Source organism: Arthrobacter sp., assembly GCF_031179985.1.
In the GTDB taxonomy this organism is placed as follows: domain Bacteria; phylum Actinomycetota; class Actinomycetes; order Actinomycetales; family Micrococcaceae; genus Arthrobacter.
Map to the genome: position 1 here is coordinate 11,780 of NZ_JAPSHJ010000046.1, position 15,636 is coordinate 27,415.

General features: G+C 61.4%; 17 protein-coding genes, 1 tRNA gene and 1 pseudogene. 8 read left to right on the forward strand and 11 right to left on the reverse strand.

Annotated elements, in window-relative coordinates; all coding sequences use genetic code 11:
* Positions 1-42: 42 nt before the first annotated feature.
* Positions 43-1,719, reverse strand: a complete 1,677-nt coding sequence (locus tag RIN13_RS16695; protein WP_309108443.1) for an AMP-binding protein — start codon at positions 1,717-1,719, stop codon at positions 43-45.
* A gap of 102 nt (positions 1,720-1,821) precedes the next feature.
* On the opposite strand from RIN13_RS16695, the gene RIN13_RS16700 reads away from it, so the two are divergent.
* Positions 1,822-2,100, forward strand: coding sequence for an antibiotic biosynthesis monooxygenase (locus tag RIN13_RS16700; protein ID WP_309108444.1), 279 nt, complete (start codon positions 1,822-1,824; stop codon positions 2,098-2,100).
* Between the two features lie 75 nt (positions 2,101-2,175).
* Here the strand turns inward: RIN13_RS16700 and trxA are convergent, their stop codons facing one another.
* Entirely contained in the window at positions 2,176-2,589 is a 414-nt protein-coding gene (trxA, locus tag RIN13_RS16705) for a thioredoxin (RefSeq protein WP_309108445.1), read from the reverse strand.
* A gap of 99 nt (positions 2,590-2,688) precedes the next feature.
* A complete protein-coding gene (locus RIN13_RS16710) occupies positions 2,689-3,234 on the reverse strand; it encodes an acyl-CoA thioesterase (RefSeq protein ID WP_309108446.1) in 546 nt (181 codons plus the stop codon).
* Positions 3,235-3,318: 84 nt separating this feature from the next.
* On the opposite strand from RIN13_RS16710, the gene RIN13_RS16715 reads away from it, so the two are divergent.
* Entirely contained in the window at positions 3,319-4,053 is a 735-nt protein-coding gene (locus RIN13_RS16715) for a potassium channel family protein (protein ID WP_309108447.1), read from the forward strand.
* A gap of 313 nt (positions 4,054-4,366) precedes the next feature.
* Positions 4,367-5,182 (forward strand): peptidoglycan-binding protein, encoded by an 816-nt coding sequence (locus RIN13_RS16720; RefSeq protein ID WP_309108448.1) that lies wholly within the window; start codon positions 4,367-4,369, stop codon positions 5,180-5,182.
* 146 nt (positions 5,183-5,328) lie between these two features.
* Here the strand turns inward: RIN13_RS16720 and RIN13_RS16725 are convergent, their stop codons facing one another.
* The 3 genes from RIN13_RS16725 to RIN13_RS16735 form a co-directional block, all read right to left on the reverse strand.
* Positions 5,329-5,835, reverse strand: a complete 507-nt coding sequence (locus tag RIN13_RS16725; RefSeq protein WP_309108449.1) for an isoprenylcysteine carboxylmethyltransferase family protein — start codon at positions 5,833-5,835, stop codon at positions 5,329-5,331.
* A gap of 154 nt (positions 5,836-5,989) precedes the next feature.
* Positions 5,990-6,071, reverse strand: a tRNA-Tyr gene (locus RIN13_RS16730).
* A gap of 149 nt (positions 6,072-6,220) precedes the next feature.
* The gene (locus RIN13_RS16735; RefSeq protein ID WP_309108450.1) at positions 6,221-6,475 is read right to left on the reverse strand and encodes a hypothetical protein; all 255 of its coding nucleotides are present in this window, start codon (positions 6,473-6,475) and stop codon (positions 6,221-6,223) included.
* A 209-nt stretch (positions 6,476-6,684) separates the two neighbouring features.
* On the opposite strand from RIN13_RS16735, the gene RIN13_RS16740 reads away from it, so the two are divergent.
* The gene (locus RIN13_RS16740) at positions 6,685-7,176 is read left to right on the forward strand and encodes a YajQ family cyclic di-GMP-binding protein (RefSeq protein WP_247042008.1); all 492 of its coding nucleotides are present in this window, start codon (positions 6,685-6,687) and stop codon (positions 7,174-7,176) included.
* A gap of 135 nt (positions 7,177-7,311) precedes the next feature.
* On the opposite strand, the gene htpX is transcribed toward RIN13_RS16740, so the two are convergent.
* A complete protein-coding gene (htpX, locus tag RIN13_RS16745; protein ID WP_309108451.1) occupies positions 7,312-8,178 on the reverse strand; it encodes a zinc metalloprotease HtpX in 867 nt (288 codons plus the stop codon).
* A 173-nt stretch (positions 8,179-8,351) separates the two neighbouring features.
* On the opposite strand from htpX, the gene RIN13_RS16750 reads away from it, so the two are divergent.
* The 4 genes from RIN13_RS16750 to RIN13_RS16765 all read left to right on the forward strand — a co-directional run bounded on the left by RIN13_RS16750 (position 8,352) and on the right by RIN13_RS16765 (position 11,957).
* Positions 8,352-9,155 carry a hypothetical protein gene (locus RIN13_RS16750; protein ID WP_309108452.1) on the forward strand — a complete coding sequence of 268 codons (804 nt, stop codon included), beginning with the start codon at positions 8,352-8,354 and terminating at the stop codon, positions 9,153-9,155.
* Positions 9,156-9,185: 30 nt separating this feature from the next.
* Positions 9,186-9,659 carry a Fur family transcriptional regulator gene (locus RIN13_RS16755; protein WP_309108453.1) on the forward strand — a complete coding sequence of 158 codons (474 nt, stop codon included), beginning with the start codon at positions 9,186-9,188 and terminating at the stop codon, positions 9,657-9,659.
* Positions 9,660-9,681: 22 nt separating this feature from the next.
* Positions 9,682-11,199, forward strand: a complete 1,518-nt coding sequence (locus tag RIN13_RS16760) for a catalase (protein ID WP_309108454.1) — start codon at positions 9,682-9,684, stop codon at positions 11,197-11,199.
* A gap of 122 nt (positions 11,200-11,321) precedes the next feature.
* A complete protein-coding gene (locus RIN13_RS16765; protein WP_309108455.1) occupies positions 11,322-11,957 on the forward strand; it encodes a DUF2461 domain-containing protein in 636 nt (211 codons plus the stop codon).
* Between the two features lie 93 nt (positions 11,958-12,050).
* Here the strand turns inward: RIN13_RS16765 and RIN13_RS16770 are convergent, their stop codons facing one another.
* The 4 genes and pseudogenes from RIN13_RS16770 to RIN13_RS16785 form a co-directional block, all read right to left on the reverse strand.
* Positions 12,051-12,344 (reverse strand): DUF3040 domain-containing protein, encoded by a 294-nt coding sequence (locus tag RIN13_RS16770; RefSeq protein WP_309108456.1) that lies wholly within the window; start codon positions 12,342-12,344, stop codon positions 12,051-12,053.
* Between the two features lie 228 nt (positions 12,345-12,572).
* Positions 12,573-13,178, reverse strand: coding sequence for a TetR/AcrR family transcriptional regulator (locus RIN13_RS16775; protein ID WP_309108457.1), 606 nt, complete (start codon positions 13,176-13,178; stop codon positions 12,573-12,575).
* 68 nt (positions 13,179-13,246) lie between these two features.
* On the reverse strand, positions 13,247-14,779 hold the full coding sequence (locus RIN13_RS16780) for an amino acid permease (protein ID WP_309108459.1): 1,533 nt from the start codon (positions 14,777-14,779) through the stop codon (positions 13,247-13,249).
* Between the two features lie 167 nt (positions 14,780-14,946).
* Positions 14,947-15,636 (reverse strand): annotated as a pseudogene (locus RIN13_RS16785) (hypothetical protein); the annotation flags it as partial.

Consider the following 15,636-nt stretch of genomic DNA (forward strand, 5'->3'; position numbering starts at 1 on the left):
GTCCCACGATCCTCTGTATCCACCGGAGCGCCAAGAACCCGGTCAGAGCCCCAGCCTGGCCACTGCTTCCTCGCGCATCTCCACTTTGCGGACTTTGCCCGACACCGTCATCGGGAAGCTTTCCCTGACATCCACATAGCGGGGAATTTTGTAGTGGGCCAGGCGCCCGCGGCAGAAGTCGGCTACAGCGTCGGCATCCAGGGGCTCGGTCCCAGGCTGCTGGATGATGCAGGCCATCAGTTCCTCGCCGTACCTTGCATCCGGGACACCAATAATCTGGACGTCCTGGATCGCCGGGTGCGTGTAGAGGAACTCCTCGATCTCCCGGGGATAGATGTTCTCGCCGCCGCGGATCACCATGTCCTTGATCCTGCCCTCGATCACCACGTAACCGTCGTCGTCCATCCGGGCGAGGTCGCCTGTGTGGATCCAACCGTCCGTGTCGATGGCCTCGGCGGTCTTTTCTGCCTGGTTCCAGTAGCCCTGCATCACCGCATAGCCCCGGGTGCACAGTTCCCCGATCTGGCCACGCTCCAGCACCTCACCGGTGCCTGGGTCGATGATCTGACTCTCAAGCCCGGGCATGGTCCGGCCCACGGTCTGCGTGCGCTGTTCCAACGTGTCTCCCCGCCTGGTCATGGTGGAGACGGGGGACGTCTCTGTCATGCCGTAGCAAATGGCAACGTCCTTCATGTTCATGTCTGCAATGACCCGGTTCATCACCTCGACAGGACACGTGGACCCTGCCATCACCCCGGTGCGCAGCGTGGAGAGGTCGTAGGACGCAAAGTCCGGCAGGGCGAGTTCGGCGATGAACATGGTGGGAACGCCGTACAGGGAGGTCCCCCCAAAGTCCTGGACTGCTTCGAGGGCAGCCGCCGGGCTGAATCCTCGGCTTGGAATGATGGCGGCAGCTCCGTGGCTGAGGGCATTGAGGTTGCCAATCACCATGCCGAAGCAGTGGTAGAACGGCACCGGGATCACCACGCGGTCATGTTCCGTGTAGCCCAGCAGCTCACCGATTGCATAGCCGTTGTTCAGGATGTTGTGGTGGGTCAGCGTCGCACCTTTGGGAAATCCGGTGGTCCCCGATGTGTATTGCAGATTTATGGGATCGTGAGGGTCAAGTTCCGCCATCCGCGCCTTCAGGCCGGAATGACCGACGTCGTCAGCGCGCTTGAGCAGTTCGGCGTAACTCAGTTCCGTGTTGCGTTCGGGGACACCCGCCTCGAGCCCGTCCGCTCCGGAATCCGGCAGGAAAACAAGTTCCTCGAGGTCAGGGCACGCGGCGAGGGCCTCGCGGGCCATTCCCACGTAATCGCTGTTGCGGTCCGAGGGTGCCGCCACCAGCATCCGCATGCCGTTTTGTTTTACCAAAAATTCGAGTTCGTGGCTGCGGTAGGCCGGATTGACGTTGACCAGGATGGCTCCGGCCTTGGCCGTGGCGAACTGCAGGATGGTCCATTCGGCGCAGTTGGGACTCCAGATCCCGATCCTGTCCCCTTTTCCGATTCCCAGGGCCAGCAGCGCCCTCGCGAGCCGGTCGACGTCGTCGTTGAACTTCGTATAGCTCCACCGGCGGGCGTCTTCCCCGGCAACCGGTGCCGCTTCAATCAGCGCATCATGGAAGGGAAATTCGGCCACCATCCGCTCAAGATTCTGACCGATGGTCTCCTCGAGCAACGGGACGTCAGTGTCCCCGGCTGTGTAAGCGCGCATGCTGGCACGCTACAGCGTCCCCGGCTTCATGAGAAGGGCAACTACTAGGGAGTCCTACTAAACAATTCTTGAGACGTTCAGGTGCCCGGTATTGTGAAGCGCATGACTGAACCCATTGACTTGAAGACCACGTTCACCCCCAACGACGGCGAATTTTTCCGCGTCAAGCTTGCCCTGGAAATTGCGATCGACGAGGTAGTCAACGAGCCAGGCTGCATCCGCTACGAACTGACGGAAGCCACCGAAGACAAGCTTGTACTGACCGAGCGGTGGGCCTCTGAAGAGGATCTGGAACAGCACTCAAAAGGTGCGGCGGTCCAGGATCTCAACGAGCGGCTGAGCGCATTGCTGGCCGAGCCAGTCAAGTGGGAACGGCTCTAAAAAGCCGTCCCGGCCCGAGCTCGGAATTCTGAGCATGGAAACCATGCGTGACGGATTACCAGGCGTGGCTAAAAACTAGGCGTCCGGAATCTGGGAGCCGTCCTGGGGCCCCGCGGAAGCGGCGGCCTCTGCCCGGGAACGCGCCACATGGGCGTGGACTTCGTCCATATCCAGTGCTTTGACAGCGTCGACAACCTGTTCAAGCTGCTGTTCATTCAAGGCGCCGGGCTGGGAAAACACCAGCACCTTTTCGCGGAACGCCATCAGTGTGGGGATGGACGTGATGCCTGCCTCGGCAGCCAGCTGCTGTTCAGCTTCGGTGTCCACCTTGGCAAAAACGACGTCTTGGTGCTTCTCGGAGACGGCGGAGTATCTGGGAGCGAACTGACGGCAGGGGCCGCACCATTCAGCCCAAAAGTCCACCAGTACGATGTCGTTGTCCTCAATGGTCGATGCGAACTGTTCACCTGTTATGTCTACGGTAGCCATCCCTCCACGGTACGCGAGGCCGCTCCCGATGTCCCGTCGGTTCGCTGATGGCACAGCAGGCAAGGACATGCGCGACGCCGAGACTCACTGGTAGGGAACTTACGCCCATGCATGTGGGGCAGGACGCCTGGAGCCCGGTAAAGCGTTGGTCTCACGCCACTCATGGATCCACTCCGGGAGCTCGAGCCCAGCCGGCGGTTCACCGAACTCCTTCAGGATTTCCTCCTGGCTGACCGGACCTCCGCTGCTGACCAGCCGGGTGGCAATATAGGCTCTGGCATAAATCTCGCCGTCCGCCACCATGCGCTGCTCGAAGTAAACAGCCTTTGCATCCAGCCCAATAATCCTGGACTCAATGGTGTAACGCTGCCACAGCTGGAGTGACTTCCGGAAGGCAATCGTTTCTCCAGCTGCAACCGGCGACCAAGCACGCCTCCGCATCTTTTTCCACGTACCGCTCCGGGCCATCAGGTCAAAGCGCCCAAGGTCCATCAGGGAAAAATACATGCCGTTGTTGACGTGCAGGGCGATGTCTATGTCGGTCGGAAGAACCCGGAGAGGCAACGATGACGTCTCCCACACGCTCAGGCGTGACCTTCGGGCCGAGGTGAAAAGGACCAGCAGCGTGCGAAGCAATAAGTGCATGGCCATAATGTTACCGGCCAGTAACTTCGTGGCCAAGCGCTGTTGTGTCCAGGTGTTGGATAGCGTCCGCCCTAGAATTCCCCTATGACCCAGGAACGCTACCGCAACCTCGCCGAGTGGCCCCTCATGGGAACGGCGCTGATTTTTCTCACGGCCTACGCGTGGCAGGTTATCGGGGCTGTTGAAGGGCGCGACGCAGACGCCCTTGAGGTTGTCATGTGGATTACCTGGGCCATTTTCGCCGTCGACTACATCACAAATCTTTGGCTTGCCCACAACCGGCGCCGCTGGTTTGTCCGCAATCTTCATGAACTTCTCATCGTCGCGCTTCCGTTTTTCCGCCCGCTGAGGCTGCTCCGCTTGGTCACCTTGCTTTCCGTGCTCCACAGGACGATAGGTGAGACTCTGCGTGGCCGGGTTGTCACTTATGTGGCGGGATCGGCGGTTCTACTGGTGTTTGTGGGAGCCTTGGCCGTGCTCGACGTCGAGCAATCAGCTCCTGACGCCAAGATCGTCACATTCGGCGATGCCCTGTGGTGGGCCATCACCACCATCACCACCGTTGGTTACGGTGACATGTACCCGGTTACGGCCATCGGCCGGATGGTCGCCGCAGCGTTGATGATGAGCGGTATTGCCGTGCTCGGTGTGGTCACAGCTTCCATCGCTTCCTGGCTGGTCCAGCGCATCGAAGAGGGAACCGAAGCAGCCGCCGAGGCAGCAGAAGCCCCAGTGCTGAATGAAGTGAATGAACTGCAGCAGGAAGTCATCGCCTTGCGCCGCGAAATTGAGGCGCTGCGGAGTGAAAAGAGCATTTAGCTCCAGTGCATATTTGGTGCTTTTGATCTTCATGCCCTAATGCCCGCGGCCCGTTTGCCCGTATCACGCTTAAGTACGCACGCCGGCCTAAGTAATCCGCCTCGAAAGTCGAGTATTCGCTACTCGTGCGCCCTGTATCACCCCATTCATAGACTCGGTATTCCTAGGGCCGATAAATAACAGCATTTATCGGATTTGTCTCATCGGTAGCTCCTTGTACTTCCCCACGCCTTGCCTTGTGTGGGCCGGTACAAGGAACTGCCGCCCTAGGGGTTTCCGACCGGCAATCCCTCAGTTTGATGGGGGTGAACCAGTGGAAAATGAATATCTCGGACGCTTTGCCGAAGTCAGGGCAGTCAACCAGGCAGCCCCGCGCTTTAGAGCGGGCAATAAGCTCAAAGCCGGCGGCGTTGCGGGCTCCATTCTCGCCGTCGTTCTGACTGCCTCGCTGATCATCTTCGACGGCGACTCCAGCGCGACTGCTCCGGTGGAGCCCGCTCAGACTGTTGACATCGGGGTCGTCGGGAATGCTGACCAGGAAGGCTCTGCCCCAGCGGCACGAAGCGCCCGAGAGGCGGATTCCCTCGCGGCTGAGCTCCCTGCGGAGGCGCCCGTTGCGGCACCTGCACCCGCTGAACCCGTTGCTGTGGAACCTGTGCCGGAGCCGCCGGCTCCCGCACCGGTATCAGAACCCGTCCCCGTGCCGGAGCCTGTCCCGGCTCCAGAGCCAGTTCCCGCCGCGCCTCCTGTACCGGCCCCGGCGCCGCCAGTAGCTGCTCCTGCACCTCCGCCGGCGCCCACAGTACGGACCATCTATGTTGCCGGAGCCGGTGGCCAGGCCCTCGTGGACAGCTGCATCGGGCCCATTCACTACACACCCAACGATGGCTACTCGCTCTTCATCACGGAGCACGATTACTGTGGCGGCTGGGCACGTTTTTCAGGGATAGGCATCGGCGAGACCGTAAGCCTTGGCGGTTATGGAACCTATACGGTGACAGCACGCGGCCAGGTTCCCAATCCCGGCACTACCAATGACGTCATCGCAGTGTTCGGAGGCTTCCCGCGAGCTATCCTGCAAACCTGCATTCCGGGCACCAGCCAGATGCTGTTGATCGCTCTGAACTAGCGCAGAGCCACGGCTGTCCGGTTGCGCACCCACCCTCCAGTGATTGCAGCCGGCAACAGAAGGGCCTTCGGATCCTGACGGTTCCGGAGGCCTTTCCCATGCTGTCATCGCTTCGTGGTCAGGACACTGGCGCTTTGGTTCCCCGACTATCCCTTCTTGCGGAAACGGAACCGGAAGTAGCGCGGAACCGTGCCCGCATAGTCCGCATAAGACTGTCTTAAGATTGCGGCCGTGGCTGCCTCTTCGCGGAGGACGCCTATGTGCTCGGCGAGCACCGCGGCAGGCAAAGTTGCGAGAACCCAGGCTGAACCGGACAGGGTTCCAGCCCCTAAATGGATGAACCACCAGCCGACGTACATGGGATGGCGCGTCATCGCATACGGACCGCTGGTAACCAATACCTCAGGCCGCTCCAGCTGGAATGCACCCGTGGACTGGTGTCGCCGTTCCGCCAGCGCCCAGAGATTCAAGCCGACGCCGGCAAGCACCAGTCCGGTCCCTGCGAGCCGGTGGAGGGCAGGGGATCCAGGAAGAGGTGCAGGTCGGATCCGGCCAAGGATGAGGTCCAGGGCCAATCCAGTCAATTGCCCAGGTGGCAGCGGAAGGTTCTCGTAAAACTCCCTCAACCAAGCCGTCCGGGACACAGTCACCATGCCAGAACTGTAACCCCAACGGTCGCCTGAGCTCGGGCTAAATCAGATCATGCGTTCGTTTGGCGTAGACGCCGAGGGAGCCGAACAGCGCTGGGGAATGACAAAGGCCCGTAGTTCCTTGCTGTTGCAGGGAACTACGGGCCTTCGTTTTGGGTGGCAGATGAGGGATTCGAACCCCCGTAGGCGTTGCCAGCTGATTTACAGTCAGCCCCCTTTGGCCGCTCGGGTAATCTGCCGAACTTCAAAAGAAGATCACTCGCGTTCTCCATGCCAGAAGGGCTGTTTCCAGTCCGTTCCGCTTCCGGTGACCGCGGGCAAGACAACTTTACAGAACTTCCGCCGAAGAATCGAATCGGCGTCGGGAAGGGCTAAAAAGCCCGGAAAATCAGGCTTCTCCGAGGATCCGGCCAGCCAGCTTGGCTTCAAAGCGTGCGGCCTGTTCTTCAGTGATCTGGTTCAGCTGGACTGCCCGCAACAAATCCGTATGCACTCCGTCCATCCGTGCTGACGCTGCAGCGGTGGGGCTGAGAATGATCGAAGCGGCCAAGGCTGCAGCAGCCACGGTGCCTGCGGCTGACGCAAAAGTTCCGGCGGCGGAGGAGGTAGAACGGAGGACGTAGCGGACGGCCTTGTGCGGCATGGTCTTTCCTTTCGGGGTGGCACTTCCAACAGCTACAACTCTGGCCGGGCACGCTTGGTTCCTGCCGAGGGTCAGCTATGAGTGAACTGTGAAGCCTTGTACTGCAGGCGGGTTTAACGCCGACTTCACTTCCAGCCCATCCGTATTAGGCTGGATTCCAGACATCCCGGCCGTTATTGAGGCACCGGACCAACAGCAGGAGGAGAGTCATGGCAGGCGAATCCACATTCGACGTCGTCAGCAAGGTAGACAAGCAGGAGGTTGCAAACGCCCTGCACCAGGCGCAGAAAGAGCTGGCTCAGCGTTACGACTTCAAAGGTGTAGGCGCCGAAGTTGATTTCAGCGGTGAGAAGATCCTCATGAAGGCAAACTCGGAAGAGCGTGTACTGGCGGTTCTGGACGTACTGCAGTCAAAGCTCATCCGTCGCGGCATTTCATTGAAGTCTCTGGACACCGGTGAGCCCTACGCATCGGGCAAGGAGTTCCGCCTCGAAGCAACCATCAAGGAGGGTATCGCCCAGGACCTCGCCAAGAAGATCAACAAGCTGATCCGCGACGAGGCTCCGAAGTCGGTCAAATCCCAGATTCAGGGTGACGAGCTGCGTGTGACCTCCAAGTCCCGCGACGATCTCCAGGAGACCATGGCACTGCTGAAGGACTTCGACGAGGCCGACCTCCAGTTTGTGAACTTCCGCAGCTGATTCCTCGGCCATGACGCGCAAACGGGCCTAGGACACGCAAATATGCGTGTCCTAGGCCCGTTTCTGCGTCCTCAGGACTTTCCCGCGTCCTCACGCGGCGAAGCACGACGGCGGCTGGTTACGTCACCGGATCCGTTACCTGAGCGGCCGCCCCGCCATCTGCTCCAGCCTGGCGATCCGCTCCCGCATCGGAGGGTGGGTGGCGAACATCTTGTTCATGACGCCGCCACGGAACGGGTTGGCAATCATGAGGTGGGATGCGTTCACCAGCTGCTGGTCGGGAGGCAGCGGCGCCAACTGGACGCCCTGCTCAATCTTCCGCAGGGCAGAGGCGAGCGCCAGCGGATCCCCCGTCAGCGCTGAACCGTCCTCGTCGGCGTCGTACTCCCTGGTGCGGGAGATGGCCAGCTGGATCATCGAAGCTGCGAATGGCGCCAGGAAAGCCATGGCCAGCAAGGCAATGGGGTTTGAGTTGCGCCGGTCCCCGCCCAGGAACACGAGCATCTGCCCCACCGAGGTAATTACCCCGGCGACGGCGGCAGCAACTGAGGACGTGAGGATATCCCTGTTGTAGACATGCATCAGTTCGTGCCCCAGAACGCCGCGCAGCTCCCGGGCATTAAGGATCTGCAGGATTCCCTCCGTGCAGCACACCGCCGCATTCCGGGGGTTCCGCCCCGTGGCGAAGGCGTTGGGCGCCATGGTTGGCGAAAGGTAAATGCGGGGCATCGGCTGCTTGGCCTGCACCGAAAGCTCCCGGACAATCTGGTACAGCTGGGGCGCCTGGGCCTCGGATACGGGGTACGCCTGCATGGACCTAAGGGCGATTTTGTCGCTGTTCCAGTAGCCGTAAGCCGTGGTGCCTACGCCGATCAAAGCCATGATCCAGATGGGTGTTGCGCTCCTCATGCTGCTGCCAATCAAGGCACCAAGTCCGAGCAGCACAGCCCAAAGCACCCCAAAGAGGGCCGCGGTCTTCAATCCGTTGTAGTGTTTATGCACTTTGCCTCCCGCTGACACGCCGCACAACAGCAGAACCAACCTTCACTCAAAAGTTTAATGCCGCCATTAGCAAGAATGTTCCCTACGCGGGCCTGCCGGAAGCTTTCGCAACTCCAGCGGCGGAAACGCGGCTTGAGTCACGCTTGATATGGTCAGCGGGGAAGGGAGCACACATGGGATTGGCCAGACGGCTGCTGTGGGGATCCGCAGTCTGGGAAGTAGCCCGGCCCCGAACGCCACTGACCGCAGGCCACCTCCTGATCAGGCTCAGCAATCCCGCCACCGCCCTTGACCGGCGCTCCGCCTCAGACTGGCTTCGCTGCCACAAGGCGGCTCATGCCGCACTGACCCAGGTCCTCGGCGTCACCCACTGCACGCTCATGTTTGCCTATCAATGGCACGCCCTGGGGGCGGCTCTGGGCGAACCTGTGGCTGAGTCCTCCACCCCCACCTTCCATCTTTTCGGACGCTGGGACGCGGAACCAGCTACACCTGGCGCGGTGCTGGCACTTCCCGCCCATCGTCGAACACCCCTGGGCGACGACGAACTCCTGGACATCGACCTTGCCCTCCGTGACGCCCTGCGGACTGCCGCCGCGTTCGACGCCGATTTGACGGCTGCCGTGGACGATCCGGATGATGGCCCCCTGATCGATGACAACGGCACAACCGCGCTCCCGGACATCGTTACCCTTACACCTGCGCACCCGGCAGAGAGCGTGCATCGAGTGTTAACATTCCCCCGCCCCCTTGCCTCCATCTCAGACGTTGGCCCGGCGGAAGTGCTGGCCCTCGCAAAGGCGCTGGAAGGATTTGCCGCGGATCCGACCGTCAGTGGGCTCAGCTGTATTGCCCCTGACCCTTCCATTACCGGCGGCAGGCTGAAGGTGCATGTCCTGGGGCGCTCCGCCAATGAGTCCAGGAATCCGCTCGCTGCTTTGCTGGATTCCCCGGAACTTAGCCGAGCCTTATTGTGATTCAGTCATAATAAGTGTTTCAATGGAGCCATGAGCGATTCCGGTGGCGACCACGAAGCATGGGCCAAGGCCCTGCGTGCCCACGGGCGCCGTGTGACCAAACAGCGGCTCGCAGTGTTGGCCGCCGTCGAACGACACCCCCACTCCCCCGCCGAAAACATCCTTGCGGCCGCCCGTAACGACCTTCCTGAGCTGACTGCTCAGTCCGTCTATGTGGTTTTGGGGGATCTCACCGATCTGAATATGCTCCGCCGGTTTGAGCCTCCCCACTCACCGGCCCTGTACGAAACGCGTGTGGCGGACAACCATCACCATGCGATCTGCATCAGCTGCGGACGCGTGGAAGACGTCGATTGCGCAGTTGGCCACGCTCCCTGCCTTACACCCCATTGGGGCGAGGACAGCGGCCGACGCATGACCATTCAGATCGCCGATGTGTTGTATCAGGGCATTTGCCAGGACTGCCAGCGCACCCAACAGCTTCCTTCCGAACTCGATAAGTAACCATCCAAGAAATAGGAGAACGATGACCGCGAACAGTGTTGCGCCCATCCCCGTATCCACCACCCAATCCGGGGCCCCTGTCACTTCAGATGCCCATTCCCGCTCCGTCGGTGCTGACGGCGCAATCATCCTCACCGATCACTACCTGGTCGAAAAGCTCGCGCAGTTCAACCGCGAGCGCGTGCCGGAGCGTGTAGTTCACGCCAAGGGCGGCGGCGCTTTCGGTAAGTTCACCACCACCGAGGACGTCTCGGCTTACACCAAGGCTGCTTTCCTGCAGCCGGGCGTTGAGACCGAGATGCTCATCCGCTTCTCCTCTGTTGCGGGCGAGAATGGCTCCCCTGATACCTGGCGCGATCCCCGTGGTTTCGCCGTCAAGTTCTACACCTCCGAGGGCAACTACGACCTCGTTGGAAACAACACTCCCGTCTTCTTTATCCGCGACGGCATCAAGTTCCCCGACTTCATCCACTCCCAGAAGCGCCTCCCGGGTACCCACCTGCGTGACGCCGACATGCAGTGGGACTTCTGGACCCTTTCCCCGGAATCCGCACACCAGGTCACCTGGCTCATGGGCGACCGTGGCCTCCCGGCATCCTGGCGCGAAATGCAGGGCTACGGCTCGCACACCTACCAGTGGATCAACGCTGAAGGCGAGCGGTTCTGGGTCAAGTACCACTTCAAGTCCAACCAGGGCGTCAAGAGCATGAGCGGGGACCAGGCCGAAGGGCTCGCCGGTTCAGACGCCGACTTCTACATCCGCGACCTGCAGGAAAATATTGCCGCCGGCAACTTCCCGTCCTGGGACCTGCACGTGCAGGTTATGCCGTACGAGGACGCCAAGACCTACCGCTTCAACCCGTTCGACCTCACAAAGGTGTGGCCGCACGCTGACTACCCGCTGATCAAGGTGGGCACCATGGAGCTGAACCGGAACCCGGAGAACTACTTCGCGCAGATCGAGCAGGCCACGTTTGCGCCGTCGAACTTCGTTCCCGGCATCGCAGCTTCCCCTGACAAGATGCTGCAGGCCCGCATCTTCTCCTACGCGGACGCACACCGTTACCGCGTGGGCACCAACCACGCCCAGATCCCGGTGAACCAGCCCAAGAATCAAGTCAACAACTACAGCCAGGACGGCGCGGGACGTTACCACTTCAACGCCCCTTCCGTTCCGGTTTACGCACCGAACTCGGTGGGTGGACCGGCTGCCGTTGAACCGCAGAGCCCGGCCGGTGGCTGGGAGAACGACGGCGAGCTGACCCTCGCCGCGCACTCCCTGCACGCTGAGGACAGCGATTTCGTCCAGGCGGGCGCGCTGTACCGCGAGGTTTACGACGACGGCGCCAAGGCCCGCTTGCTCGAAACCATCACCGGTGCCGTGGGCGGGGTCAAGAGCCCTGGTATCAAGGAACGCGCCATCCAGTACTGGACCAACGTTGACGCCGAGCTTGGCGCAAAACTGCGCGCCAACCTCGGTGCAGGCGTTGCCGCCGGCGCTGGTAATTCCGAAGCGGAAGCCGCCAACAAGATCGGATGATCTTCTGATCGAAGCGTTGCTGAACGCCCCGTCGCGGTTTCTCCGCGGCGGGGCGTTTTGTTTTCCCACATAGCCCCCGGAGAGTATGGTCTGTCCAGCCAGTGACTGCCTACGATCCGTACATGGAAACTTTTGAAGGAATTCCCACGACGGCGTTCGGGTTTTACGCGGAACTGGAAGAAAACAACAACCGCGACTGGTGGCTGCAGAACAAGGCCCGCTACGAGGAGGACGTCAAAAGGCCAATGATGGCACTGCTCGCCGGGTTGGAGCCACGCTTCGGTCCCGCCAAGATCTTCAGGCCCAACAGGGACATCCGGTTCTCCCAGGACAAATCCCCGTACAAAACGGCCCAGGGAGCCTTCGCTTCCTACCAGGAAGGTGTGGGCTACTACCTTCAAGTGGGGGCGGACGGCCTTCTGGTCGGCGGCGGCTACCACTCCCATTCCCCCGCCCAACTCGCACGCTACCGCAACGCCGTGGATGCTTCTGAAACGGGCGAGTCGCTGCAGCATATCGTCGAGGCGCTCAACACCTCGGGCTTTGATGTTGAAGGTGAAAAGCTGAAGACCGTACCTCGCGGCTTCGATTCCGCCCATCCCCGCGCCGAGTTGCTTAGGCACAAAACGGTTACGGCCGGTGTTGACCTCGGTCAGCCAGAATGGCTCGCAACTCCTGCGGCGTCAGATGAAATCGCAGGGCTCTGGGAGCAGCTGCGCCCGCTCGTAGAGTGGGTGGGCCGCCACGCCGCACCGTGAGCCGCGAAGCGGATTCAACCTTCACCAGGCCACCAAGGATGAGGCTGGAAGTTGGCCAGTGTGAAGGTGTCAGGTGAAAGGCATCAGGCCACATCACGGCGGCGGATCTCCGGTCCTGGTTCGTTGGGGAATTCCGTAGAGGAACCAGTAGGCGCCTGCCATGGTCAGCACAAAGCCGAGGGCGCCGATTATCGTAATCTCCGTGACGATCGCTGCGATGACCACTGCCAATCCGGCCAATGTGGTCAGGACCCCGTAGATGCGCTGTGAGGACGTTCTGGTGCTTGGGACCCCCGACTGCAGTTTCCGGTACAGATCAGGATCGGATGCGGCCAGTTCCTGTTCGAGCTTTTCAAGGCGCGCGCGTTCCTCATCCGATAGACCCATCAGAGCTCTCCTGGCCATGGAACAGCAGCCCGGATTGAGTGTCCGTAATCGCCCGAACCTGCCGCAATTGCGACGCCATCTTCTCTCTCACCTTGCTCGACGGCTGCTAATACAACGTCAGGACCGGCGGCGGGCTGGTAAGAGCTGAGGTGCACACGGGTTCACCTGCAGCCCCTGGCCGTCGCCAGCCTAGAGTCAATTTTACGCTCGCTGATCCACTGTCAGAGGTCAGCTGTGTTGGTCTTCGGCGGCCAGCCGATAGTCGAGGTTGCTGAAAAACACCGAAAGCATCAGCTCGAACGCCTTGGTCGCTTCATCCGGCTGGTTCATCACCACGAAGTCGAACTGCAAACCGTAGAAAGTGGACGTGAACAGCCGGGCATCGGTGTCGGCAAATTCTTCGCGGATGCCCTGGATCACCAGCCAGTCCCTCGTCTTGTGGTGCAGCATCCGGAAGTTCTCCTGCGACGTGCCACGGGGCGTTGCGGCCACAATGTCCTGGGCTGTGGCTTCGAACTCCAGCCGCGCCAGGTGGCGGTTCCGTTGCGCCATGGTCCACTGCCACGATTGCAGCAGGAACGCCCGCCAGGCCTCGCGGTCAATGTCGCGAACGTCCGCGCTCCGCATGGGGTCCAGCCTGGACTCAATGGAACTGATGATCTCGGCGATCAGCTGTTCCCTGTTGCCGAAATGGTAGACCAGCACGTAGCTGGAGATACCCAGTCCGTCGGCAAGGCTGCGGAACGTCAGCTCAGCGAGGGTCTTGTCCATCAGGTAGTCCAGGATGGCAGCCAGGAGCTCCGCTTTGCGCTCGGGTTTTGCAGGGCGGGCCATGGCTCCATCTTAGGAGCCATGGCTTGGCAGGGTTGACGTTGAGAGCGGGCCGCTGCCCGGGCCCCGGCTTAGACGCGGGTCAGGGCGTCGTCGTCGTCCGTTGTCTTGTTGACTGCTGACCTGGCTTCGCTGAACCGCTCGTTGAGACGGGAGTGCCGCTGACCGTAGGAGAAGTAGATGGCAATACCCAGCACCAGCCAGATCGCGAAGAAGATCCAGGTCTCAACGGCGAGGTTGGTCATGAGGTAGAGGCACAGCAATGCCGACACCACAGGGAGCACCTTGCCGAACGGAACGCGGAACGCCGGCTTCAGGTCCGGGCGCTTCTTCCGGAGCACCAGGATGCCCAGGCTGACCATGACGAAGGCGGAGAGCGTTCCAATGTTGATCATCTCCTCCAGGAGATCCACATTTGTCAGCCCGGCCACCACGGCAACGGCTGCCCCGCAAATGACCTGGAGACGGGCCGGCGTGGAACGCTTTGCGCTGGTCCTGGACAAGGACCGAGGCAGCAGCCCGTCCCTGCTCATGGCCAGAACTACGCGCGACAGACCCATGAGGAGCACCATAATGACTGTGGTCAGGCCAACAAGTGAACCGAACGCGATCACCTTGGCCGCGCCGGTATCTCCTACCGCCTCAAACGCCGTGGTGAGGGTCGGGTTCTTGACCTCGGCCAGTTCTGTGTAGGACACCATTCCGGTCAACGCCAGAGACACCAGGATGTAAAGCAGGGTCACCACTGCCAGACCACCGAAGATACCGCGGGGAAGGGTTTTCTGCGGGTTCTTGACCTCTTCAGCAGACGTGGCAACGACGTCGAAGCCGATGAAAGCGAAGAAAACCAGCGCGGCGCCGGCAAAGATGCCAAGTGTTCCATATTGTGCAGGGGCAGCCCCGGTCAGGAAGCCGAAGAAGGACTGCTTGAGGACGTCGGTGGCCCCTGCCGCAGCGGTGGGCTCCGATGCCGGAACGAACGGGCTGTAGTTCTCGAACTTGACGTATGTGAAGCCAACCACGATAACGAAGAGGACGACGGCGATCTTGATCAGTGTGAAGACGTTCCCGACTCGCGCTGACAGCTTGGTTCCCAGCACCAGCAGCACGGTGAAGATCGCCACAATCAGGAAGGCGCCCCAATAGAGGTCGATTCCTCCGAGCGAGATGGCCGGCGGAAGATCCAGCCCGGTCAACGCGAATACCTTGCTCAGGTAGATGCCCCAATACTTTGCGATCACTGCTGCGGCGGTGAACAGTTCCAGGATCAGGTTCCAGCCGATGATCCAGGCCAGGAGTTCGCCCATGGTGGCGTACGTGAAGACGTAGGCGGAGCCTGCCACAGGTATGGCCGTGGCGAATTCGGCGTAGCACATGATGGCCAGTGCACAGGTGACGGCGGCGATCGCAAAGGAGACAGTAACGGCAGGGCCGGCAAAGTTTGCCGCTGCCTTTGCTCCTACCGAGAAGATTCCGGCGCCGACAGCAACGGCAACGCCCATGATCATCAGGTCCCAGGTGCTCAGGGTCCGCTTGAGTGTGCGGCCCGGCTCTTCGGCGTCGGCTATCGACTGCTCAATGGTCTTGGTCCGGAAAAGGTTCATGAAGAAGTCCACAATCTTGATTGCGTGCGGGAAAACAGACTTATCAAGAGTAGTGTCCACCCAGTGGACGGCCATATTTGTCCCGGGATGTGAGACGGCAGCTGATTCCGGACGCGGCTACACGGGTCCATACCCGCGGTCAGTAACGCGCGATCCCCGTCCGGCGCTCAGTATCGGGCAGATGTGGCGACCAGGCGCGAACCGGTGATGTCCATCGCGAACCCCGGAGCCACAGGACTCGTTCCGTTGACAACCACAGGCGGAAGCGCGCCGGCGGTGGCGGCCGGTAAGGTACAGACCATTTCACGCCCGGCCACTGAGCATTGCCAGCCCGGTCCGCTCGCGGTCAGGGTCTGGAAGCCGTGGTATTTGAGCACCAGCCGGACGTCGGTGGGTTCGGTTCCGCCTGTAACAGCGGCGAGAGAAATGGTCAGAACATCTGTAAATTTCTCGCTTCCGCCCCGGCTGACGTTGGCGGAGGCGCTGAACAGAGTGGTCTCCGCCGGGGCAGGCGGAGGAGGCGCGGGGGCTGGAGGGGGTGCAGGGGCCGGGGCCCGGGTCACCGGCGGTTCCGGCTGTGGTGCGGGTTGCGCTGCTCGGGAATCGCCAGAGGTGTCCTGCTGAGGCACCCGCCCCACTGTCGGTTGTTCGCCTCCAGGGACGGCTCCCACTGGGCCCGGCTCGTCAGCCGATACCAGGTCCGCGGCTGCCTGCTCTGCTGCACGCTCCTCGTCCGACGCGGGCGGCAGCTGCTCGCCATCCCGGGGTGAGCCGGGAAGTCCTGCTTCCGGCACGTCTCCCGGGGAAGGCCCGGCGTCGGGCGCCACTCCCCCACCACGGAGCAGAGTGTCCGCCGG

Bases quoted from the DNA above. Each gene is read 5' to 3' on its own strand.
- RIN13_RS16695 (WP_309108443.1), bottom strand. From the start codon at position 1,719: ATGCGCGCTTACACAGCCGGGGACACTGACGTCCCGTTGCTCGAGGAG.
- RIN13_RS16700 (WP_309108444.1), top strand. From the start codon at position 1,822: ATGACTGAACCCATTGACTTGAAGACCACGTTCACCCCCAACGACGGC.
- trxA (WP_309108445.1), bottom strand. From the start codon at position 2,589: ATGGCTACCGTAGACATAACAGGTGAACAGTTCGCATCGACCATTGAG.
- RIN13_RS16710 (WP_309108446.1), bottom strand. From the start codon at position 3,234: ATGCACTTATTGCTTCGCACGCTGCTGGTCCTTTTCACCTCGGCCCGA.
- RIN13_RS16715 (WP_309108447.1), top strand. From the start codon at position 3,319: ATGACCCAGGAACGCTACCGCAACCTCGCCGAGTGGCCCCTCATGGGA.
- RIN13_RS16725 (WP_309108449.1), bottom strand. From the start codon at position 5,835: ATGGTGACTGTGTCCCGGACGGCTTGGTTGAGGGAGTTTTACGAGAAC.
- RIN13_RS16735 (WP_309108450.1), bottom strand. From the start codon at position 6,475: ATGCCGCACAAGGCCGTCCGCTACGTCCTCCGTTCTACCTCCTCCGCC.
- RIN13_RS16740 (WP_247042008.1), top strand. From the start codon at position 6,685: ATGGCAGGCGAATCCACATTCGACGTCGTCAGCAAGGTAGACAAGCAG.
- RIN13_RS16750 (WP_309108452.1), top strand. From the start codon at position 8,352: ATGGGATTGGCCAGACGGCTGCTGTGGGGATCCGCAGTCTGGGAAGTA.
- RIN13_RS16755 (WP_309108453.1), top strand. From the start codon at position 9,186: ATGAGCGATTCCGGTGGCGACCACGAAGCATGGGCCAAGGCCCTGCGT.
- RIN13_RS16760 (WP_309108454.1), top strand. From the start codon at position 9,682: ATGACCGCGAACAGTGTTGCGCCCATCCCCGTATCCACCACCCAATCC.
- RIN13_RS16765 (WP_309108455.1), top strand. From the start codon at position 11,322: ATGGAAACTTTTGAAGGAATTCCCACGACGGCGTTCGGGTTTTACGCG.
- RIN13_RS16770 (WP_309108456.1), bottom strand. From the start codon at position 12,344: ATGGGTCTATCGGATGAGGAACGCGCGCGCCTTGAAAAGCTCGAACAG.
- RIN13_RS16775 (WP_309108457.1), bottom strand. From the start codon at position 13,178: ATGGCCCGCCCTGCAAAACCCGAGCGCAAAGCGGAGCTCCTGGCTGCC.
- RIN13_RS16780 (WP_309108459.1), bottom strand. From the start codon at position 14,779: ATGAACCTTTTCCGGACCAAGACCATTGAGCAGTCGATAGCCGACGCC.